General features: G+C 52.3%; 23 protein-coding genes. 16 read left to right on the forward strand and 7 right to left on the reverse strand.

What is annotated here, in order from left to right; all coding sequences use genetic code 11:
- The 12 genes from murD to mutT all read left to right on the forward strand — a co-directional run bounded on the left by murD (position 1) and on the right by mutT (position 14355).
- Positions 1-1317, forward strand: a complete 1317-nt coding sequence (gene murD / locus ATB02_RS05185) for a UDP-N-acetylmuramoyl-L-alanine--D-glutamate ligase (protein WP_105271192.1) — start codon at positions 1-3, stop codon at positions 1315-1317.
- On the forward strand, positions 1317-2561 hold the full coding sequence (gene ftsW, locus ATB02_RS05190; protein WP_001295532.1) for a cell division protein FtsW: 1245 nt from the start codon (positions 1317-1319) through the stop codon (positions 2559-2561). Before murD ends, ftsW begins: the two co-directional genes overlap by 1 nt.
- Positions 2558-3625 carry an undecaprenyldiphospho-muramoylpentapeptide beta-N-acetylglucosaminyltransferase gene (gene murG / locus ATB02_RS05195; protein WP_105271193.1) on the forward strand — a complete coding sequence of 356 codons (1068 nt, stop codon included), beginning with the start codon at positions 2558-2560 and terminating at the stop codon, positions 3623-3625. Before ftsW ends, murG begins: the two co-directional genes overlap by 4 nt.
- 53 nt (positions 3626-3678) lie before the next feature.
- Entirely contained in the window at positions 3679-5154 is a 1476-nt protein-coding gene (murC, locus tag ATB02_RS05200) for a UDP-N-acetylmuramate--L-alanine ligase (RefSeq protein ID WP_001096048.1), read from the forward strand.
- Entirely contained in the window at positions 5147-6067 is a 921-nt protein-coding gene (gene ddlB / locus ATB02_RS05205; RefSeq protein WP_105271194.1) for a D-alanine--D-alanine ligase, read from the forward strand. Before murC ends, ddlB begins: the two co-directional genes overlap by 8 nt.
- 1 nt (position 6068) lies before the next feature.
- Positions 6069-6899, forward strand: a complete 831-nt coding sequence (ftsQ, locus tag ATB02_RS05210) for a cell division protein FtsQ (RefSeq protein WP_000075744.1) — start codon at positions 6069-6071, stop codon at positions 6897-6899.
- Positions 6896-8158: a cell division protein FtsA gene (gene ftsA / locus ATB02_RS05215; protein WP_000588474.1), complete on the forward strand. Its 1263-nt coding sequence runs from the start codon at positions 6896-6898 to the stop codon at positions 8156-8158. Before ftsQ ends, ftsA begins: the two co-directional genes overlap by 4 nt.
- Positions 8159-8218: 60 nt before the next feature.
- The gene (gene ftsZ, locus ATB02_RS05220) at positions 8219-9370 is read left to right on the forward strand and encodes a cell division protein FtsZ (protein WP_000462776.1); all 1152 of its coding nucleotides are present in this window, start codon (positions 8219-8221) and stop codon (positions 9368-9370) included.
- Positions 9371-9470: 100 nt separating this feature from the next.
- Positions 9471-10388 carry a UDP-3-O-acyl-N-acetylglucosamine deacetylase gene (lpxC, locus tag ATB02_RS05225; protein ID WP_000595482.1) on the forward strand — a complete coding sequence of 306 codons (918 nt, stop codon included), beginning with the start codon at positions 9471-9473 and terminating at the stop codon, positions 10386-10388.
- Between the two features lie 230 nt (positions 10389-10618).
- Entirely contained in the window at positions 10619-11131 is a 513-nt protein-coding gene (gene secM, locus ATB02_RS05230; RefSeq protein WP_105271195.1) for a secA translation cis-regulator SecM, read from the forward strand.
- Positions 11132-11192: 61 nt separating this feature from the next.
- Positions 11193-13898: a preprotein translocase subunit SecA gene (secA, locus tag ATB02_RS05235; protein WP_000905777.1), complete on the forward strand. Its 2706-nt coding sequence runs from the start codon at positions 11193-11195 to the stop codon at positions 13896-13898.
- 58 nt (positions 13899-13956) lie between these two features.
- Positions 13957-14355 carry an 8-oxo-dGTP diphosphatase MutT gene (gene mutT, locus ATB02_RS05240; RefSeq protein WP_105271196.1) on the forward strand — a complete coding sequence of 133 codons (399 nt, stop codon included), beginning with the start codon at positions 13957-13959 and terminating at the stop codon, positions 14353-14355.
- Between the two features lie 201 nt (positions 14356-14556).
- Here mutT and yacG read toward each other — a convergent pair whose 3' ends face one another.
- Genes yacG through coaE form a run of 3 tightly spaced genes read right to left on the reverse strand, consistent with a single transcriptional unit; the run spans position 14557 to position 16127 of the window.
- Entirely contained in the window at positions 14557-14754 is a 198-nt protein-coding gene (gene yacG, locus ATB02_RS05245; protein WP_000005042.1) for a DNA gyrase inhibitor YacG, read from the reverse strand.
- Positions 14755-14763: 9 nt separating this feature from the next.
- Positions 14764-15507, reverse strand: a complete 744-nt coding sequence (gene zapD / locus ATB02_RS05250; RefSeq protein WP_001194743.1) for a cell division protein ZapD — start codon at positions 15505-15507, stop codon at positions 14764-14766.
- Positions 15507-16127: a dephospho-CoA kinase gene (gene coaE, locus ATB02_RS05255; protein WP_105271197.1), complete on the reverse strand. Its 621-nt coding sequence runs from the start codon at positions 16125-16127 to the stop codon at positions 15507-15509. The genes zapD and coaE overlap by 1 nt, the downstream gene beginning before the upstream one ends.
- 24 nt (positions 16128-16151) lie before the next feature.
- Here coaE and ATB02_RS26440 point away from each other — a divergent pair, with 24 nt between their 5' ends.
- Complete coding sequence (locus ATB02_RS26440; protein ID WP_120795372.1) at positions 16152-16196, forward strand: protein YacM; 45 nt, start codon at positions 16152-16154, stop codon at positions 16194-16196.
- 155 nt (positions 16197-16351) lie between these two features.
- Positions 16352-17395: a GMP reductase gene (guaC, locus tag ATB02_RS05260; RefSeq protein ID WP_001217337.1), complete on the forward strand. Its 1044-nt coding sequence runs from the start codon at positions 16352-16354 to the stop codon at positions 17393-17395.
- Between the two features lie 34 nt (positions 17396-17429).
- On the opposite strand, the gene hofC is transcribed toward guaC, so the two are convergent.
- The 4 genes from hofC to nadC all read right to left on the reverse strand — a co-directional run bounded on the left by hofC (position 17430) and on the right by nadC (position 21553).
- On the reverse strand, positions 17430-18632 hold the full coding sequence (gene hofC / locus ATB02_RS05265) for a protein transport protein HofC (protein ID WP_105271198.1): 1203 nt from the start codon (positions 18630-18632) through the stop codon (positions 17430-17432).
- A complete protein-coding gene (gspE, locus tag ATB02_RS05270; protein WP_001025164.1) occupies positions 18622-20007 on the reverse strand; it encodes a type II secretion system protein GspE in 1386 nt (461 codons plus the stop codon). The genes hofC and gspE overlap by 11 nt, the downstream gene beginning before the upstream one ends.
- A 9-nt stretch (positions 20008-20016) precedes the next feature.
- Positions 20017-20457: a prepilin peptidase-dependent pilin gene (ppdD, locus tag ATB02_RS05275; RefSeq protein ID WP_105271199.1), complete on the reverse strand. Its 441-nt coding sequence runs from the start codon at positions 20455-20457 to the stop codon at positions 20017-20019.
- Between the two features lie 202 nt (positions 20458-20659).
- On the reverse strand, positions 20660-21553 hold the full coding sequence (nadC, locus tag ATB02_RS05285) for a carboxylating nicotinate-nucleotide diphosphorylase (protein ID WP_032183211.1): 894 nt from the start codon (positions 21551-21553) through the stop codon (positions 20660-20662).
- 87 nt (positions 21554-21640) lie between these two features.
- Between nadC and ampD the strand changes: the two genes are divergently transcribed.
- Positions 21641-22192: a 1,6-anhydro-N-acetylmuramyl-L-alanine amidase AmpD gene (gene ampD, locus ATB02_RS05290; RefSeq protein ID WP_105271200.1), complete on the forward strand. Its 552-nt coding sequence runs from the start codon at positions 21641-21643 to the stop codon at positions 22190-22192.
- Positions 22189-22404: regulatory signaling modulator protein AmpE (gene ampE, locus ATB02_RS05295; protein WP_123059829.1), on the forward strand; the 216-nt coding region annotated here is incomplete at its 3' end. The genes ampD and ampE, both read left to right, overlap by 4 nt.

A 22404-nucleotide genomic window follows, 5' to 3' on the forward strand; every position in this document is an offset into this window, starting at 1 on the left:
ATGGCTGATTACCAGGGTAAAAATGTCGTCATTATCGGCCTGGGCCTCACCGGGCTTTCTTGCGTGGACTTTTTCCTCGCTCGCGGTGTGACGCCGCGCGTCATGGATACGCGGATGACACCGCCTGGCCTGGATAAATTACCCGAAGCCGTAGAACGCCACACGGGCGGTCTTAATGACGAATGGCTGATGGCGGCTGATCTGATCGTCGCCAGTCCCGGCATTGCATTGGCGCATCCTTCCTTAAGCGCTGCCGCTGATGCCGGAATCGAAATTGTTGGCGATATCGAACTGTTCTGTCGTGAAGCACAAGCACCAATCGTGGCGATCACCGGTTCTAATGGCAAAAGCACTGTCACCACACTAGTGGGTGAAATGGCGAAAGCGGCGGGCGTTAACGTTGGCGTGGGTGGCAACATTGGCCTGCCCGCGTTGATGCTGTTGGATGCTGAGTGCGAACTGTACGTGCTGGAGCTGTCGAGCTTCCAGCTTGAAACCACCTCCAGTTTACAGGCGGTGGCAGCGACCATTCTGAACGTGACAGAAGATCATATGGATCGCTATCCGTTTGGTTTACAGCAGTATCGTGCGGCAAAACTGCGCATTTACGAAAACGCAAAAATTTGCGTGGTTAATGCTGATGATGCCTTAACAATGCCGATTCGCGGTGCGGATGAACGCTGCGTTAGCTTTGGTATCAATATGGGCGACTATCACTTGAATCATCAGCAGGGTGAAACCTGGCTGCGGGTGAAAGGCGAGAAAGTGTTGAACGTGAAAGAGATGAAACTTTCCGGTCAGCATAACTACACCAATGCGCTGGCGGCACTGGCGCTGGCAGACGCAGCTGGTTTGCCACGCGCCAGTAGCCTGAAAGCGTTAACTACGTTCACTGGTTTGCCGCATCGCTTTGAAGTGGTGCTGGAACATAACGGTGTGCGCTGGATTAACGACTCGAAAGCGACCAATGTCGGCAGTACGGAAGCGGCGCTGAATGGCCTGCACGTAGATGGCACTCTGCATTTGTTGCTGGGCGGCGATGGTAAATCGGCGGATTTTAGCCCACTGGCGCGTTACCTGAATGGCGATAACGTACGTCTGTATTGTTTCGGTCGGGACGGCGCGCAGCTGGCGGCGCTACGCCCGGAAGTGGCAGAACAAACCGAAACCATGGAACAGGCGATGCGCTTGCTGGCTCCGCGTGTTCAGCCGGGCGATATGGTTCTGCTCTCCCCGGCCTGTGCCAGCCTTGATCAGTTCAAGAACTTTGAACAACGAGGCAATGAGTTTGCCCGTCTGGCGAAGGAGTTAGGTTGATGCGTTTATCTCTCCCTCGCCTGAAAATGCCGCGCCTGCCAGGATTCAGTATTCTGGTCTGGATCTCCACGGCGCTAAAGGGCTGGGTGATGGGCTCGCGGGAAAAAGATACCGACAGCCTGATCATGTACGATCGCACCTTACTGTGGCTGACCTTCGGCCTCGCGGCGATCGGCTTTATCATGGTGACCTCGGCGTCAATGCCCATAGGGCAACGCTTAACCAACGATCCGTTCTTCTTCGCGAAGCGTGATGGCGTCTACCTGATCCTGGCGTTCATTCTGGCGATCATTACGCTGCGTCTGCCGATGGAGTTCTGGCAACGTTACAGCGCTACGATGCTACTCGGTTCAATCATCCTGTTGATGATCGTTCTGGTAGTGGGTAGCTCTGTTAAAGGGGCATCGCGTTGGATCGATCTCGGCTTGCTACGTATCCAGCCTGCGGAGCTGACAAAACTGTCGTTGTTTTGCTATATCGCCAACTATCTGGTGCGTAAAGGCGACGAAGTACGTAATAACCTGCGCGGCTTCCTGAAACCGATGGGCGTGATTCTGGTGTTGGCAGTGTTACTGCTGGCACAGCCAGACCTTGGTACGGTGGTGGTGTTGTTTGTGACTACGCTGGCGATGTTATTCCTGGCGGGGGCGAAATTGTGGCAGTTCATTGCCATTATCGGTATGGGCATTTCAGCGGTTGTGTTGCTGATCCTCGCCGAACCGTACCGTATCCGCCGTGTTACCGCATTCTGGAACCCGTGGGAAGATCCCTTTGGCAGCGGCTATCAGTTAACGCAATCGCTGATGGCGTTTGGTCGCGGCGAACTTTGGGGGCAAGGCTTAGGTAACTCGGTACAAAAACTGGAGTATCTGCCGGAAGCGCACACTGACTTTATTTTCGCCATTATCGGCGAAGAATTAGGTTATGTCGGTGTGGTACTAGCACTTTTAATGGTATTCTTCGTCGCTTTTCGTGCGATGTCGATTGGCCGTAAAGCATTAGAAATTGACCATCGTTTTTCCGGTTTTCTCGCCTGTTCCATTGGCATCTGGTTTAGCTTCCAGGCGCTGGTTAACGTAGGTGCGGCGGCGGGGATGTTACCGACCAAAGGTCTGACATTGCCGCTGATCAGTTACGGTGGTTCGAGCTTACTGATTATGTCGACAGCCATCATGATGCTGTTGCGTATTGATTATGAAACGCGTCTGGAGAAAGCGCAGGCGTTTGTACGAGGTTCACGATGAGTGGTCAAGGAAAGCGATTAATGGTGATGGCCGGCGGAACCGGTGGACATGTGTTCCCGGGACTGGCGGTTGCGCACCATCTAATGGCTCAGGGTTGGCAAGTTCGCTGGCTGGGGACTGCCGACCGTATGGAAGCGGACTTAGTGCCAAAACATGGCATCGAAATTGATTTCATTCGTATCTCTGGTCTGCGTGGTAAAGGTATAAAAGCACTGTTAGCTGCGCCTCTGCGTATTTTTAACGCCTGGCGTCAGGCACGGGCGATTATGAAAGCGTTCAAACCTGATGTGGTGCTCGGTATGGGCGGCTACGTATCAGGTCCAGGTGGACTGGCAGCGTGGTCGTTAGGCATTCCGGTTGTACTTCATGAACAAAACGGTATTGCGGGCTTAACCAATAAATGGCTGGCGAAGATTGCCACCAAAGTGATGCAGGCGTTTCCAGGCGCTTTCCCTAATGCGGAAGTGGTGGGTAATCCTGTTCGTACCGATGTGTTGGCGTTGCCACTGCCGCAGCAACGTTTGGCTGGTCGTGAAGGTCCGGTTCGTGTGTTGGTAGTGGGCGGTTCTCAGGGCGCTCGTATTCTTAACCAAACAATGCCGCAGGTTGCAGCAAAGCTGGGCGATTCAGTCACTATCTGGCATCAGAGCGGCAAAGGTTCGCAACAAACCGTTGAACAGGCATATGCCGAAGCAGGGCAACCGCAGCATAAAGTGACGGAATTTATTGATGATATGGCGGCGGCGTATGCGTGGGCAGATGTCGTTGTTTGCCGCTCCGGCGCGTTAACGGTGAGTGAAATTGCCGCAGCGGGGCTACCGGCATTGTTTGTGCCGTTTCAACATAAAGACCGCCAGCAATACTGGAATGCGCTACCGCTGGAAAAAGCGGGCGCAGCCAAAATTATCGAGCAGCCACAGCTTACTGTGGATGCTGTCGCCAACACCCTGGCCGGGTGGTCGCGAGAAACCTTATTAACCATGGCAGAACGCGCCCGTGCTGCATCCATTCCGGATGCCACCGAGCGAGTGGCAAATGAAGTAAGCCGGGCTGCCCGGGCGTAATTGTAGCGATGCCTTTTGCATCGTATGAATGTAAGAAGTTAATGGCGTAAAGAATGAATACACAACAATTGGCAAAACTGCGTTCCATCGTGCCCGAAATGCGTCGCGTTCGGCACATACATTTTGTCGGCATCGGTGGTGCCGGTATGGGCGGTATTGCCGAAGTTCTGGCCAATGAAGGTTATCAGATCAGTGGTTCCGATTTAGCGCCAAATCCGGTCACGCAGCAGTTAATGAATCTTGGGGCGACGATTTATTTCAACCATCGCCCGGAGAACGTACGTGATGCCAGCGTGGTCGTTGTTTCCAGCGCGATTTCTGCCGATAACCCGGAAATTGTCGCAGCTCATGAAGCGCGTATTCCGGTGATCCGTCGTGCCGAAATGCTAGCTGAGTTAATGCGTTTTCGTCATGGCATCGCCATTGCCGGAACGCACGGCAAAACGACAACCACTGCGATGGTTTCCAGCATCTACGCAGAAGCGGGACTCGACCCAACCTTCGTTAACGGTGGGCTGGTAAAAGCGGCGGGCGTTCATGCGCGTTTGGGGCATGGTCGGTACCTGATTGCCGAAGCAGATGAGAGCGATGCATCGTTCCTGCATCTGCAACCGATGGTGGCGATTGTCACTAATATCGAAGCCGACCACATGGATACCTACCAGGGCGACTTTGAGAATTTAAAACAGACCTTTATTAATTTTCTGCACAACCTGCCGTTTTACGGTCGTGCGGTGATGTGTGTTGATGATCCGGTGATCCGCGAATTGTTACCGCGTGTGGGGCGTCAGACCACGACTTACGGATTCAGCGAAGATGCCGACGTGCGTGTAGAAGATTATCAGCAGATTGGTCCGCAGGGGCACTTTACGCTGCTGCGCCAGGACAAAGAGCCGATGCGCGTTACCCTGAATGCGCCAGGCCGTCATAACGCGCTGAATGCCGCAGCTGCGGTTGCGGTTGCCACGGAAGAGGGGATTGACGACGAGGCTATTTTGCGTGCGCTGGAGAGTTTCCAGGGGACAGGCCGTCGTTTTGATTTCCTCGGTGAATTTCCGCTGGAGCCAGTGAATGGTAAAAGCGGTACGGCAATGCTGGTTGATGACTACGGTCACCATCCGACCGAAGTGGATGCCACCATTAAAGCGGCGCGTGCAGGCTGGCCGGATAAAAATCTGGTAATGCTGTTTCAGCCGCACCGTTTTACCCGTACGCGTGACCTGTATGATGATTTCGCCAATGTGCTGACGCAGGTTGATACCCTGTTGATGCTGGAAGTGTATCCGGCTGGCGAAGCGCCAATTCCGGGAGCGGACAGCCGTTCGCTGTGTCGCACAATTCGTGGACGTGGGAAAATTGATCCCATTCTGGTGCCGGACCCGGCGCAGGTAGCCGAGATGCTGGCACCGGTATTAACCGGTAACGACCTGATTCTCGTTCAGGGGGCTGGTAATATCGGAAAAATTGCCCGTTCTTTAGCTGAAATCAAACTGAAGCCGCAAACTCCGGAGGAAGAACAACATGACTGATAAAATCGCGGTCCTGTTGGGCGGGACCTCCGCTGAGCGGGAAGTTTCTCTGAATTCTGGTGCAGCGGTGTTAGCCGGGCTGCGTGAAGGCGGTATTGACGCGTATCCTGTCGACCCGAAAGAAGTCGATGTGACGCAACTGAAGTCGATGGGCTTTCAGAAAGTGTTTATCGCGCTACATGGTCGCGGCGGTGAAGATGGCACGCTGCAGGGTATGCTCGAGCTGATGGGCTTGCCTTATACCGGCAGCGGAGTAATGGCATCTGCGCTTTCAATGGATAAACTACGCAGCAAACTGCTGTGGCAGGGTGCAGGTTTACCCGTAGCGCCGTGGGTTGCGTTAACCCGCTCAGAGTTTGAAAAAGGCCTGAGCGATAAGCAGTTAGCAGAAATTTCTGCCTTAGGTTTGCCGGTTATCGTTAAGCCGAGTCGCGAAGGTTCCAGCGTGGGAATGTCAAAAGTAGTAGCAGAAAATGCTCTACAAGATGCATTAAGATTGGCATTTCAGCACGATGAAGAAGTATTGATTGAAAAATGGCTAAGTGGGCCGGAGTTCACGGTTGCGATACTTGGTGAAGAAATTTTACCGTCAATACGTATTCAACCGGCCGGAACCTTCTATGATTATGAGGCGAAGTATCTCTCTGATGAGACACAGTATTTCTGCCCCGCAGGTCTGGAAGCGTCACAAGAGGCCAATTTGCAGGCATTAGTGCTGAAAGCATGGACGACGTTAGGTTGCAAAGGATGGGGACGTATTGACGTTATGCTGGACAGCGATGGACAGTTTTATCTGCTGGAAGCCAATACCTCACCGGGTATGACCAGCCACAGCCTGGTGCCGATGGCGGCACGTCAGGCAGGTATGAGCTTCTCGCAGTTGGTAGTACGAATTCTGGAACTGGCGGACTAATATGTCGCAGGCTGCTCTGAACACGCGAAACAGCGAAGAAGAGGTTTCTTCGCGCCGCAATAATGGAACGCGTCTGGCGGGGATCCTTTTCCTGCTGACCGTTTTAACGACAGTGTTGGTGAGCGGCTGGGTCGTGTTGGGCTGGATGGAAGATGCGCAACGCCTGCCGCTTTCAAAGCTGGTGTTGACCGGTGAACGCCATTACACGCGTAATGACGATATCCGGCAGTCGATCCTGGCATTGGGTGAGCCAGGTACCTTTATGACCCAGGATGTCAACATCATCCAGACGCAAATAGAACAACGCCTGCCGTGGATTAAGCAGGTGAGCGTCAGAAAGCAGTGGCCTGATGAATTGAAGATTCATCTGGTTGAATATGTGCCGATTGCGCGGTGGAATGATCAACATATGGTAGACGCGGAAGGAAACACTTTCAGCGTGCCGCCAGATCGCACCAGCAAGCAGGTGCTTCCAATGCTGTATGGCCCGGAAGGCAGCGCCAATGAAGTGTTGCAGGGCTATCGCGAAATGGGGCAGATGCTGGCAAAGGACAGATTTACTCTGAAGGAAGCGGCGATGACCGCGCGGCGTTCCTGGCAGTTGACGCTGAATAACGATATTAAGCTCAATCTTGGCCGGGGCGATACGATGAAACGTTTGGCTCGCTTTGTAGAACTTTATCCGGTTTTACAGCAGCAGGCGCAAACCGATGGCAAACGGATTAGCTACGTTGATTTGCGTTATGACTCTGGAGCGGCAGTAGGCTGGGCGCCCTTGCCGCCAGAGGAATCTACTCAGCAACAAAATCAGGCACAGGCAGAACAACAATGATCAAGGCGACGGACAGAAAACTGGTAGTAGGACTGGAGATTGGTACCGCGAAGGTTGCCGCTTTAGTAGGGGAAGTTCTGCCCGACGGTATGGTCAATATCATTGGCGTGGGCAGCTGCCCGTCGCGTGGTATGGATAAAGGCGGGGTGAACGACCTCGAATCCGTGGTCAAGTGCGTACAACGCGCCATTGACCAGGCAGAATTGATGGCAGATTGTCAGATCTCTTCGGTATATCTGGCGCTTTCTGGTAAGCACATCAGCTGCCAGAATGAAATTGGTATGGTGCCTATTTCTGAAGAAGAAGTGACGCAAGAAGATGTGGAAAACGTCGTCCATACCGCGAAATCGGTGCGTGTGCGCGATGAGCATCGTGTGCTGCATGTGATCCCGCAAGAGTATGCGATTGACTATCAGGAAGGGATCAAGAATCCGGTAGGACTTTCGGGCGTGCGGATGCAGGCAAAAGTGCACCTGATCACATGTCACAACGATATGGCGAAAAACATCGTCAAAGCGGTTGAACGTTGTGGGCTGAAAGTTGACCAACTGATATTTGCCGGACTGGCATCAAGTTATTCGGTATTGACGGAAGATGAACGTGAACTGGGTGTCTGCGTCGTCGATATCGGTGGTGGTACAATGGATATCGCCGTTTATACCGGTGGGGCATTGCGCCACACTAAGGTAATTCCTTATGCTGGCAATGTCGTGACCAGTGATATCGCTTACGCCTTTGGCACGCCGCCAAGCGACGCCGAAGCGATTAAAGTTCGCCACGGTTGTGCGCTGGGTTCCATCGTTGGAAAAGATGAGAGCGTGGAAGTGCCGAGCGTAGGCGGTCGTCCACCGCGGAGTCTGCAACGTCAGACCCTGGCAGAGGTGATCGAGCCGCGCTATACCGAGCTGCTCAACCTGGTCAACGAAGAGATATTGCAGTTGCAGGAAAAGCTTCGCCAACAAGGGGTTAAACATCACCTGGCGGCAGGCATTGTATTAACCGGTGGCGCAGCGCAGATTGAAGGGCTTGCAGCTTGTGCTCAGCGCGTGTTTCATACGCAGGTGCGCATCGGCGCGCCGCTGAACATTACCGGTTTAACGGATTATGCTCAGGAGCCGTATTATTCGACGGCGGTGGGATTGCTTCACTACGGGAAAGAGTCACATCTTAACGGTGAAGCTGAAGTAGAAAAACGTGTTACAGCATCAGTTGGCTCGTGGATCAAGCGACTCAATAGTTGGCTGCGAAAAGAGTTTTAATTTTTATGAGGTCGACGATAATTACGGCCTCAGGCGACAGGCACAAATCGGAGAGAAACTATGTTTGAACCAATGGAACTTACCAATGACGCGGTGATTAAAGTCATCGGCGTCGGCGGCGGCGGCGGTAATGCTGTTGAACACATGGTGCGCGAGCGCATTGAAGGTGTTGAATTCTTCGCGGTAAATACCGATGCACAAGCGCTGCGTAAAACAGCGGTTGGACAGACGATTCAAATCGGTAGCGGTATCACCAAAGGACTGGGAGCTGGCGCAAATCCAGAAGTTGGCCGTAATGCGGCTGATGAGGATCGCGATGCACTGCGTGCGGCGCTGGAAGGTGCAGACATGGTCTTTATTGCTGCGGGTATGGGTGGTGGTACCGGTACTGGTGCAGCACCAGTTGTCGCTGAAGTGGCAAAAGATTTGGGGATCCTGACCGTTGCTGTCGTGACTAAGCCTTTCAACTTTGAAGGCAAGAAGCGTATGGCATTCGCTGAGCAGGGGATCACTGAACTGTCCAAGCATGTGGACTCTCTGATCACTATCCCTAACGACAAACTGCTGAAAGTCTTGGGCCGCGGTATCTCCCTGCTGGATGCATTTGGCGCAGCGAACGATGTACTGAAAGGTGCTGTGCAAGGTATCGCTGAACTGATTACTCGTCCAGGCCTGATGAACGTGGACTTTGCAGACGTACGTACCGTAATGTCTGAAATGGGCTACGCAATGATGGGTTCTGGTGTGGCGAGCGGCGAAGACCGTGCGGAAGAAGCTGCTGAAATGGCTATTTCCTCTCCGCTGCTGGAAGATATCGATCTGTCTGGCGCGCGCGGCGTGCTGGTTAACATCACGGCGGGCTTCGACCTGCGTCTGGATGAGTTCGAAACGGTAGGTAACACCATCCGTGCATTTGCATCCGACAACGCAACTGTCGTTATCGGTACTTCTCTTGACCCGGATATGAATGATGAGCTGCGCGTAACTGTTGTTGCGACAGGTATCGGTATGGACAAACGTCCTGAAATCACTCTGGTGACCAATAAGCAGGTTCAGCAGCCAGTGATGGATCGCTACCAGCAGCACGGGATGGCTCCGCTGACCCAGGAGCAGAAGCCGGTTGCTAAAGTCGTGAATGACAATGCGCCGCAAACTGCGAAAGAGCCGGATTATCTGGATATCCCAGCATTCCTGCGTAAGCAAGCTGATTAAGAATTGACTGGAATTTGGGTTTCGAGGCTCTTTGTGCTAAACTGGCCCGCCGAATGTATAGTACACTTCGGTTGGATAGGTAATTTGGCGAGATAATACGATGATCAAACAAAGGACACTTAAACGTATCGTTCAGGCGACGGGTGTCGGTTTACATACCGGCAAGAAAGTCACCCTGACGTTACGCCCTGCGCCGGCCAACACCGGGGTCATCTATCGTCGCACCGACTTGAATCCACCGGTAGATTTCCCGGCCGATGCCAAATCTGTGCGTGATACCATGCTCTGTACGTGTCTGGTCAACGAGCATGATGTACGGATTTCAACCGTAGAGCACCTCAATGCTGCTCTCGCGGGCCTCGGCATCGATAACATTGTTATCGAAGTTAACGCGCCGGAAATCCCGATCATGGACGGCAGCGCCGCTCCGTTTGTATACCTGCTGCTTGACGCCGGTATCGACGAGTTGAACTGCGCCAAGAAATTTGTTCGCATCAAAGAGACTGTTCGTGTCGAAGATGGTGATAAGTGGGCTGAATTTAAGCCGTACAATGGTTTTTCGCTGGATTTCACCATCGATTTTAACCATCCGGCTATTGATTCTAGCAACCAGCGCTATGCGATGAACTTCTCCGCTGATGCGTTTATGCGCCAGATCAGCCGTGCGCGTACGTTCGGTTTCATGCGTGATATCGAATATCTGCAGTCCCGTGGTTTGTGCCTGGGCGGCAGCTTCGATTGTGCCATCGTTGTTGACGATTATCGCGTACTGAACGAAGACGGCCTGCGTTTTGAAGACGAATTTGTGCGTCACAAAATGCTCGATGCGATCGGTGACTTGTTCATGTGTGGTCACAATATTATTGGTGCATTTACCGCTTATAAATCTGGTCATGCACTGAATAACAAACTGCTGCAGGCTGTCCTTGCAAAACAGGAAGCCTGGGAATATGTGACCTTCCAGGACGACGCAGAACTGCCGTTGGCCTTCAAAGCGCCTTCAGCCGTACTGGCATAACGACATTTATACTGTCGTATAAAATTCGACTGGCAAATCTGGCACTCTCTCCGGCCAGGTGAACCAGTCGTTTTTTTTTGAATTTTATAAGAACGATAAAAAACGGTGCGAACGCTGTTTTCTTAAGCACTTTTACGCACAACTTATCTTCATTCGTGCTGTGGACTTCAGGCTTTAATGATAAGATTTGTGCGCTAAATACGTTTGAATACGATCGGGATGGCAATAACGTGAGTGGAATACTGACGCGCTGGCGACAGTTTGGAAAACGCTACTTCTGGCCGCATCTCTTATTAGGGATGGTCGCGGCGAGTTTAGGTTTGCCTGCGCTCAGCAACGCCGCCGAACCAAACGCGCCCGCAAAAGCGACAACCCGCAACCACGAGCCTTCAGCCAAAGTTAACTTTGGTCAATTGGCCTTGCTGGAAGCGAACACGCGCCGCCCGAATTCGAACTATTCCGTTGATTACTGGCATCAACATGCCATTCGCACGGTAATCCGTCATCTTTCCTTCGCAATGGCACCGCAAACGCTGCCCGTTGCTGAAGAATCTTTGCCTCTTCAGGCGCAACATCTTGCATTACTGGATACGCTCAGCGCGCTGCTGACCCAGGAAGGCACGCCGTCTGAAAAGGGTTATCGCATTGATTATGCGCATTTTACCCCACAAGCAAAATTCAGCACGCTCGTCTGGATACGCCAGGCGCAAGGTATCCGTGCTGGCCCTCAACGCCTCAGCTAACAACAATAAACCTTTATTTCATTTTATTGACTCCGCAACACGGGGCGTTTGAGATTTTATTATGCTAATCAAATTATTAACTAAAGTTTTCGGTAGTCGTAACGATCGCACCCTGCGCCGGATGCGCAAAGTCGTCAACATTATCAATGCCATGGAACCGGAGATGGAAAAACTCTCCGACGAAGAACTTAAAGGGAAAACTGCAGAGTTTCGTGCACGCCTGGAAAAAGGTGAGGTGCTGGAAAATCTGATTCCGGAAGCTTTTGCCGTGGTGCGTGAAGCAAGTAAGCGCGTCTTTGGCATGCGTCACTTCGACGTTCAGTTGCTCGGTGGTATGGTTCTTAATGAACGTTGCATCGCAGAAATGCGTACCGGGGAAGGTAAAACCCTAACCGCAACGCTGCCTGCTTACCTGAACGCATTAACCGGTAAGGGGGTACACGTTGTTACCGTCAACGATTACCTGGCGCAACGTGACGCCGAAAACAACCGTCCGTTGTTTGAATTCCTCGGCCTGACAGTCGGCATCAACCTGCCGGGCATGCCAGCACCGGCAAAGCGCGAAGCTTACGCAGCTGACATCACTTACGGTACAAACAACGAATACGGCTTTGACTACCTGCGCGACAACATGGCATTCAGCCCTGAAGAACGTGTACAACGTAAACTGCACTATGCGCTGGTGGACGAAGTGGACTCCATCCTGATCGATGAAGCGCGTACACCGCTGATCATTTCCGGCCCGGCTGAAGACAGCTCGGAAATGTATAAACGCGTGAACAAAATCATTCCGCACCTGATTCGTCAGGAAAAAGAAGACTCCGAAACCTTCCAGGGCGAAGGCCACTTCTCGGTGGATGAAAAATCTCGCCAGGTGAACTTGACTGAACGTGGTCTGGTGCTGATCGAAGAGCTGCTGGTGAAAGAAGGCATCATGGATGAAGGTGAGTCGCTGTACTCTCCGGCTAATATTATGCTGATGCACCACGTAACCGCGGCGCTGCGTGCTCACGCACTGTTTACCCGTGACGTAGACTACATCGTTAAAGATGGTGAAGTTATCATCGTTGATGAACACACCGGTCGTACCATGCAGGGACGTCGCTGGTCCGATGGCCTGCATCAGGCAGTGGAAGCGAAAGAAGGTGTACAGATCCAGAACGAAAACCAGACGCTGGCGTCGATCACCTTCCAGAACTACTTCCGTTTGTATGAAAAACTGGCGGGCATGACCGGTACTGCTGATACCGAAGCTTTCGAATTTAGCTCAATCTACAAGCTGGATACCGTTGTTGTTCCAACCAACCGTCCGATGATTCGTAAAGATCTGCCAGATCTGGTCTATATGACTGAAGCGGAAAAAATCCAGGCGATCATCGAAGATATCAAAGAGCGTACTGCGAAGGGCCAGCCAGTGCTGGTGGGTACTATCTCCATCGAAAAATCGGAATTGGTGTCAAACGAGCTGACCAAAGCCGGTATCAAACACAACGTTCTGAACGCCAAATTCCACGCTAACGAAGCAGCGATTGTTGCACAAGCGGGTTATCCGGCGGCGGTGACTATCGCGACTAACATGGCGGGTCGTGGTACAGATATTGTGCTCGGTGGTAGCTGGCAGGCAGAAGTTGCCGCGCTGGAAAATCCGACCGCAGAGCAAATTGAAAAAATCAAAGCCGACTGGCAGGTGCGTCACGATGCGGTACTGGCTGCAGGTGGTCTGCATATCATCGGTACAGAACGTCACGAATCTCGTCGTATCGATAACCAGCTACGCGGTCGTTCTGGGCGCCAGGGGGATGCCGGTTCTTCCCGTTTCTACCTGTCGATGGAAGATGCGCTGATGCGTATTTTTGCTTCTGACCGTGTTTCCGGCATGATGCGTAAACTGGGTATGAAACCAGGCGAAGCCATCGAGCACCCGTGGGTGACCAAAGCGATTGCCAACGCTCAGCGTAAAGTTGAAAGCCGTAACTTCGATATTCGTAAGCAACTGCTGGAATATGATGACGTGGCTAACGATCAGCGTCGCGCTATTTACTCCCAGCGTAATGAACTGCTGGATGTCAGCGATGTGAGCGATACCATCAACAGCATTCGTGAAGATGTGTTCAAAGCGACCATCGATGCCTACATTCCGCCGCAGTCGCTGGAAGAAATGTGGGATATTCCGGGGCTGCAGGAACGTCTGAAGAACGATTTCGACCTCGATTTGCCGATTGCCGAGTGGCTGGACAAAGAGCCAGAACTGCATGAAGAGACGCTGCGTGAGCGTATTCTGGCGCAGTCCATCGAAGTGTATCAGCGTAAAGAAGAAGTGGTTGGCGCTGAGATGATGCGTCACTTCGAGAAAGGCGTCATGCTGCAAACGCTTGACTCCCTGTGGAAAGAGCACCTGGCGGCGATGGATTATCTGCGTCAAGGTATCCACCTGCGTGGCTATGCACAGAAAGATCCGAAGCAGGAATACAAACGTGAATCGTTCTCCATGTTTGCAGCGATGCTGGAGTCGCTGAAATATGAAGTCATCAGCACGCTGAGCAAAGTTCAGGTACGTATGCCTGAAGAGGTTGAGGAGCTGGAACAACAGCGTCGTATGGAAGCCGAGCGTTTAGCGCAAATGCAGCAGCTTAGCCATCAGGATGACGACTCTGCAGCCGCAGCTGCACTGGCGGCACAAACCGGTGAACGCAAAGTTGGACGTAATGATCCTTGCCCGTGCGGTTCTGGTAAAAAATACAAGCAGTGCCACGGTCGCCTGCAATAAAGCTAACAGTTGAAGTAAAAGGCGCAGGATTCTGCGCCTTTTTTATAGGTTTAAGACAATGAAAAAGCTGCAAATTGCGGTAGGTATTATTCGCAACGAGAACAATAAAATCTTTATAACGCGTCGCGCAGCAGATGCGCACATGGCGAATAAACTGGAGTTTCCCGGCGGTAAAATTGAAATGGGCGAAACGCCGGAACAGGCGGTGGTGCGTGAACTTCAGGAAGAGGTCGGGATTACCCCACAACATTTTTCGCTATTTGAAAAACTGGAATATGAATTCCCGGACAGGCATATAACTCTGTGGTTCTGGCTGGTCGAAAGCTGGGAAGGGGAGCCGTGGGGTAAAGAAGGGCAACCCGGTGAGTGGATGTCGCTGGTTGGTCTGAATGCCGATGATTTTCCGCCAGCCAATGAACCGGTACTTGCGAAGCTTAAGCGTGTGTATGTCGGATAGGCGTTTATGCCGCATCCAACATTTGCACAAGATGCCCGATGCGACGCTGGCGCGTCTTAGCAGTATCTACAATTTTAACACGTTGACATGTAAGGTCTTGTAGGTCGGATAAGGCGTTCCCGCCGCATCCGACATTTGCACACGATGCCTGATGCGACGCTGCCCGCGTCTTATCAGGCCAGCGTCGCATCAGATAAAATGTCACTGCTTTGGCTCTTCGCTCCAGTCATCGCTTTCGGAAAGATCGCCACTGCTGGGGATTCGTTTTTCTTCAGCAGCCCATTCTCCGAGGTCGATCAGCTGACAACGTTTGGAGCAAAATGGCCGAAACGGGCTGATTTCACCCCACACCACCGTTTTCCCGCAGGTTGGGCAATTCACCGTAATAGTTTCTGACATTTTTACTCCTTAGCAACAGGCCAGTTCGAAATCCAGACGTTCCGGTACCTGTCCGTTTTCACTGTCCAGCGGCATAAAACGAATGGCAAAACGGCTCTTATGACCGGAAATTTGCGGATAAAGCTGTGAATCGAGTGACAGATTCAGGCGCAGCAAGTCGGCATCGCCACCGTTATCCTGATAAAAACCATTCAGGCTGGTTTGTTTACGGAAGGGGGCCGACTGGCGAATTAAATCCAGCACCATGGTAAGTGCCTGGGTGAGCGGGTTCAGGCTGGCAATCCAGGTTTCTACCTGGCTGTCGCGCTGCGCCTGGGGTAGATGCAGCCAAATGTGCAATGTAGGTAAATCAAAGCTACAACAGCCGCCTGGGATGCTCAGTCGCTGACGCACCAGAGCAATCAAACGATCTTCACGCAGAAATTGCCCGATACGCGGCGCGGATATTAACACGCTACCCGCCGCTTTTAACTGCTGAATTAATGCTTCAATGCGGCTCTGGTCAACGCCAGGCACGCCAATCCAGGTCTGGAGTTTGCGCTGCTGGCGGTCAAGTTCTTTCAACAGCTCAGTACGGACTTCGCCGCGCTCGAAAACATCCAGCAATTCACTGACATTGCGGAAGAAATGCAGAGCGCCAGCGTAGTCAACGACGGGCAAATTTACGGTGAGTTGTTGAATTAAAAACTCAATGCGCAGCCATGTACGCATTTTTTCATTTAGTGGATGTTCAAAAAGGACCTGGGTCTGCATTACGGTTTTTCCTGTGAGACAAACTGCGACGCAAGTTGCAAATAGTGTGCGTGCAGGCGGGCAACATCCGATGCGATAGCATCCGGTGCGCCGTTATTATCAATGACGTCATCTGCCACGGCAAGGCGGGCTTCGCGCGGTGCCTGAGCAGCAAGAATTTGTTCAACATGCTCGCGAGTGACATCATCGCGCTGCATGGTGCGTTTAAGTTGCGTTTCTGGGCTGACATCCACCACCAGCACTCGATTCGCTTTTTTATACAATGAGTTTTCTACCAGCAATGGCACAACCCAAAGTACATAGGGGGAAGATGCTTGCTGGATCTGGTGTTGCGTCTCTTGCTGAATCAGCGGATGCAGCAGGGCGTTAAGCCAGTTTTTCTCTTCCGGGTTGGCGAAGATCCGCTCGCGCAAGGCCCGGCGCTGCAATGTTCCATCAGCAGCAATCATGTCAGCACCAAAGTGTTCAGCAATGGCTTGTAGCGCAGGTGCACCTGGTTCAACCACCTGACGCGCAATAATATCGGCATCAATGACGTTAATTCCGAGGTCAGCAAACGCATTGGCAACGGTACTCTTGCCACTGCCAATGCCTCCCGTTAAGGCAACTATATACCTCATAAATTATATTCCCGGGAATTCATCATGATTATCAAAACGTTAAAAATGAGCGCACGAAAGCGAAATTGATGAAACGTTCGCTCACTATTTACCAGGTAAATTTATGGGATTGTAGCGTAAAAAAAGACAATTTCGCAGTCTTGCGCCGCATTGATTAGTGCGTATGATAGCGTCACTGGAGTTGCGCTCTTACCCTTATAGCCATTAACCCCAGGAATCCGCACATGCGTATTGAAGAAGATCTGAAGTTAGGTTTTAAAGACGTTCTCATCCGCCCTAAACGCTCCACTCTTAAAAGCCGTTCCGATGTTGAACTGGAACGTCAATTCACCTTCAAACATTCAGGTCAGAGCTGGTCCGGCGTGCCGATTATCGCCGCAAATATGGACACCGTAGGCACATTTTCTATGGCCTCTGCGCTGGCTTCTTTTGATATTCTGACTGCTGTGCATAAACACTATTCTGTCGAAGAGTGGCAAGCGTTTATCAACAATTCTTCCGCTGATGTGCTGAAACATGTGATGGTTTCTACCGGTACGTCTGATGCGGATTTCGAAAAAACTAAACAGATTCTCGACCTGAACCCGGCATTAAACTTCGTTTGTATTGATGTGGCGAATGGTTATTCTGAACACTTCGTGCAGTTCGTTGCGAAAGCGCGTGAAGCGTGGCCGACCAAAACCATTTGTGCTGGCAACGTAGTGACTGGTGAAATGTGTGAGGAGCTTATCCTCTCCGGTGCTGATATCGTTAAAGTTGGCATTGGCCCAGGTTCTGTTTGTACAACTCGCGTCAAAACAGGCGTTGGTTATCCGCAACTTTCTGCGGTGATCGAATGTGCCGATGCTGCGCATGGTCTGGGCGGAATGATCGTCAGCGACGGTGGCTGCACCACGCCGGGCGATGTCGCGAAAGCCTTTGGCGGCGGTGCCGATTTCGTCATGCTTGGCGGCATGCTGGCGGGCCACGAAGAGAGCGGCGGTCGCATCGTTGAGGAGAACGGCGAGAAATTTATGCTGTTCTACGGCATGAGCTCCGAGTCTGCGATGAAACGTCACGTTGGCGGCGTTGCGGAATATCGCGCAGCAGAAGGTAAAACCGTTAAGCTGCCGCTGCGAGGCCCGGTTGAAAATACCGCGCGTGATATTTTGGGCGGCCTGCGTTCAGCTTGTACATACGTTGGGGCTTCACGCCTGAAAGAGCTGACCAAGCGCACCACATTTATCCGTGTGCTGGAACAAGAAAACCGCATCTTCAACAACCTGTAATCTCCCAACGCTGGCGTGGAGCAACACGCCAGCGTTATCCCATCCCACTCATCGCATCGCCTAAATGGAAAATTGGCAAATACATTGCCACCACCAGCGTACCGATAATTCCTCCCGTTATGATCAGCAACGCCGGTTCCAGTAAGGCTGCGAGGTTATCCGCCAGCGCCATTGTGTTATCCCGATGATGATGGGCGAGGTTGTCTAACATGAGATCCAGCGAGCCGGATACCTCTCCTGTTCTCACTAATTGCAAACAGAGCGGGCTAAACTCACCGGCATTTTTTAGCGCCAGCCAGATAGGATGACCGTTACTGATATCGTGCTGGATTTGTGTCAGAAGTTGCTCCCAGTACGGACAGCGCATTGTTGCTCTGACGCTCTCTACGCCCTGTAAAAAAGTAATGCCTGCACTTTGTGTCAGCGCCAGAATCGTAAAGATCTGCGTGAGTTTTTGCCCTCGCATCAGTGAACCCATAATTGGGATGCGTAACAGTGATTTTTGCCTCACGATGAGCCAGGTCGGGCGGCGCACCAGCAACTTATTGGCTATTGCCAGCAGTAAGCCGAACAACAGCAGCAGCCAGCCCCATTCGCCACTAAAGTCTGCCAGCGTCATGATCCCCTGCGTTAGCGCCGGTAATGGGGTGTTAAAGGTCTTGTAGATAGCAGCAAACTCCGGCAGTACAAAATGCAGCATTGCCACAACCACCATGATTGCCATCGCTAAAATGATGATGGGATAACGCAACGCTGATTTCACTTTATCGGCTAACTGACGTTGGGCTTTTTGCTGTCGAGCAAGTTCAAAGCAACATTCATCTAACTTACCGGTCAATTCCCCCGTGCGGATCATTGCCTGATAGAGCGGCGGAAATACCTCTGACCAGGGTAATAAGGCATTGGAAAAAGCAATGCCCTGTTCGAGATCGTGCGCCAGCGATTGCAGCAACGCTTGCCATTGCTTACTGGGATGCTGTTCCGCCAGCAGTGCCAGCCCTTCAGAAAGCGTTAACCCGGCTTTGAGTAGCGTCGCCAGTTGATGAATGACTTCCGCGCTTTTATCTCCTCGCCACTGCGCAGAATTGATGGCGATTCGCTTCAGGCTAAGTGGGGTAACCATCTGTTGCTGTAGTGCTATGAGCAGCAAAGCACGGCTCTCTGCCCATAGCATCCCATCTTGCGCATTGCCGTCGCCGGTTATGCCACGCCAGCGCCAGAGTTGCTTACTCGCCATACGGCATTCCCAATACGCGGATTAACTCTTCAAAGGTGGTTAAGCCTTGCTCCACGGCCAGGCAGCCGTTTTCAAAAAGCGTTCGCATACCCGCCTGTCGGGCGTGCGTTTCCAGCGATTCAACGTCGGTATTAGCGGAAATAAGCTGACGTATGACCGGTGTTATGGGCAGAACTTCAAATAAGGCCGTGCGACCATAAAAACCGTGGTAGCAATGTACACAACCGGGTGCTTGCCAGCGGGGCAGCGGCGACGGCCATACATTGTCTGGAATATGGATGGGCTCCCCTTGCTGCAGGCGGCAATGTGGGCAAAGTTTGCGTACCAGACGCTGGGCTATTACCAGCGTAAGCGCCGATGAGAGCATCCAGCGGGCGACTCCCATTTGCTGTAAACGTACCAGTGTTTCAGTGGTGGAATTGGTGTGTAGGGTAGACAACACCAGGTGACCGGTTTGCGCCGCTTTAATAGCGATCTCTGCTGTTTCGCCATCGCGGATCTCTCCGATCATGATGACGTCAGGGTCCTGGCGCAATAACGCACGCAAAACGCCCTGAAAGGTAAGACCGGCACGCGGATGGATTTGCGTCTGGTTTAGTCCGGCTATGGGGATCTCAACCGGATCTTCGACGCTACAAATATTAATGTCAGCGGTATTTAGCGTTTGCAGGGCACTATAAAGCGTGACCGTTTTGCCGCTGCCTGTAGGGCCAGTTACCAGCACCAGTCCCTGTGGTTGTTGCAAGGCATGAGCAAAGTCCGCCAGTTGTAACGGCTGCATCCCCAGCGTGTTGATATCCAGTGCCTGGCTCACCTGCTGTAACAACCTTAATACCACCTTTTCACCACCCTGGCATGGTAAGGTCGCAATACGAAATGAGACGGCGTTTCCTGCCAGTTCGACAGTGAATTGCCCGTCCTGCGGCAGGCGATGTTCCGCAATATCCAGGTTGCCCAGCACTTTTAATCTGGCGGTTAATGCGACTCCGGCATCCGGTAAAACATCCGGTAAAGGATGCAATACACCGTCGATACGCAAGCGGATGCGGTAGGCATTGTCCGCTGGTTCGATATGAATATCAGACGCGCGTTGTTCCAGCGCAGATTGTAACGTTCGAGTCAGCAACTCTGCTTTGGGCTGATGCTTCTCATGAATAGCTACGGGCAATGTCTGTTGGGTGCGACTGGCGTGACCTTCCATTTGTTGGCGCGTCCAGCAGGTGATCTCAATACGTTTGGTGGTAGCGAAATGCAATGCGTCCAGTAGCTCATGCGAAGGGGCATCGACCACCGCAACATGAACCACCTCTTCGCTGGCATCCAGCAAGACTCCCTGATAACGCAGACACAGGGCGGTGAGCTGTGGAATATTCATTGCCGCTCCTTAGTTGGCGTCATCAAAGCGAAAGACATCTTCGCAGGCTTGCTGCAATGCGCTGTCACTTTGAATATTGCAGTTGCGCGTCCAGCCGGTGACGCCGTTTGCGTTATCCCAACCCGGTGTCATGACGACGCTTAGCCCATTGAGACTTTCTTGCCCGGTCAGCGACACCACGCCCTTTGCCACACTCATGGCTGAAACATAGCGGGTGGTGGTAGGCGAGGGAATGCCATTGCTGCCACCGTCGCAGGTATCTAATTCACCATGTTCCAGCGCGCACAACTCTACGGCGGTACGGTAAGGCACAAAGGTTTGTAGCATGTCGGTGAGTGCGGCTTTGCGCAGGTAGTTTTGATAAGCGGGAATACCAATGGCGCTTAAAATGGCAATGATGCCAATAACCACCATCAGTTCGATAAGTGTAAAACCGCGTTGCTTGTCCATTTGTTTCGCTCCTTGATTTGGTTGGCGCTACTTTGGCAAACGCCATCAGCACAAGCGAGGGGCAAAAAACGAAACGGGAAAGCAGCTTCCGGAGTTTTTTATTACGTTGCAGCGAAAGACAAGAAATTTGCGAGGCGTTACGAAGAAAGTTGGGAAAGGGGAGATTATCCGCCCGCGATGGAGCGGATAAATCTGTCAGCAATCAGCGAAAACGCATTGAAAGGTCGAGTGCCTGTACGTGTTTAGTTAGCGCACCGACGGAGATAAAGTCCACACCCGTTTCGGCAAATTCGCGCAGTGTTTTGTCAGTGACGTTGCCAGACACTTCCAGTAGCGCCTTGCCGTTGGTGCGTTTGACGGCTTCGCGCATCTGTTCTGTTTCGAAGTTATCCAGCATGATGATATCGGCACCTGCTTTCAGGGCTTCATCAAGTTCTTCCAGATTCTCTACTTCGACTTCTACTGGCGCATCTGGGTGCAGCCAGGACGCTTTTTCGACCGCCTGGCGCACTGAGCCGGAGGCAATAATATGGTTTTCTTTGATCAGGAAGGCATCAGAAAGCCCCAGGCGGTGATTCGCTCCGCCGCCGCAAAGTACCGCGTATTTCAGAGCTGAACGCAGGCCGGGTAAGGTTTTGCGCGTATCCAACAACTGCGTGTTGGTGCCCTCCAGTAATTCGACATAGTGGCGTACCTTACTGGCAACCCCTGAAAGGGTTTGCACAAAATTAAGTGCAGTGCGTTCGCCCGTTAACAGCACGCGGGATGGGCCTTCAAGTTCGAACAAGGGTTGTTTGGCGTTGATGACATCGCCGTCATCCACATGCCAGATTATGGTGACATCGTCGCCTGCCAGTTGAATAAACACCTCTTCAACCCAGCGTTTGCCGCAAAATACGCCATTCTCGCGTGTGATCACTGTGGCATGAGAGCGAGAGTTTTCCGGTAAAAGTTTTGCCGTAATGTCATTGTTGGCATCGACTGTTCCGCCTAAATCTTCCCGCAGCGCCTGGGCCACCGCGCCGGGGATATCGAGATTAATGCGTTCCAGCAGCTCGTCACGTCGGGTGTCAGGGTTATAGCGGCGAGGCGGCATGTTAAAACTCCAGATAGCTAACGAATCATAAGGTAGAAACATGCTACTCTGAACCGGGTATTAGCACCACATATAAGGAGATCCTGCATGTTGTTAGAACAGGGGTGGCTGGTTGGCGCGCGCCGCGTTCCCTCACCACATTACGATTGCCGCCCGGATGACGAAACACCCACCCTGCTGGTGGTGCACAATATTAGCCTGCCGCCAGGCGAGTTTGGCGGTCCGTGGATCGACGCATTATTCACTGGAACTATTGATTCGCAGGCACATCCTTTCTTTGCTGAGATCGCCCATTTGCGCGTCTCCGCTCACTGTTTGATTCGCCGCGATGGTGAAATAGTCCAGTATGTTCCTTTCGATAAACGTGCCTGGCATGCCGGAGTCTCTCAGTATCAGGGGCGCGAACGCTGCAATGATTTTTCTATTGGGATTGAGCTGGAAGGCACCGATACGCTGGCGTATACCGATGCGCAGTATCAACAGCTTGCGACGGTTACGCGGGCACTGATTGATCGCTATCCAGATATCGCTAATAACATGACGGGCCATTGTGATATTGCGCCGGATCGGAAAACCGATCCCGGTCCTGCATTTGATTGGGCACGGTTTCGTGCCCTGGTCAGCAAGGAGACAACATGACGCTGTTTACAACCCTATTGGTGTTAATTTTCGAGCGCCTGTTTAAGCTGGGCGAGCACTGGCAGCTTGATCATCGTCTTGAGGCGTTCTTCCGGCGGGTGAAACATTTTTCTCTCGGGCGCACATTAGGCATGACCATTATTGCGATGGGCGTGACTTTTTTACTGTTACGCGCATTGCAAGGAGTATTGTTCAACGTTCCCACGCTGCTG

It is taken from the genome of Escherichia sp. MOD1-EC5189 (assembly GCF_002966045.1).
Lineage (GTDB): Bacteria > Pseudomonadota > Gammaproteobacteria > Enterobacterales > Enterobacteriaceae > Escherichia > Escherichia coli_F.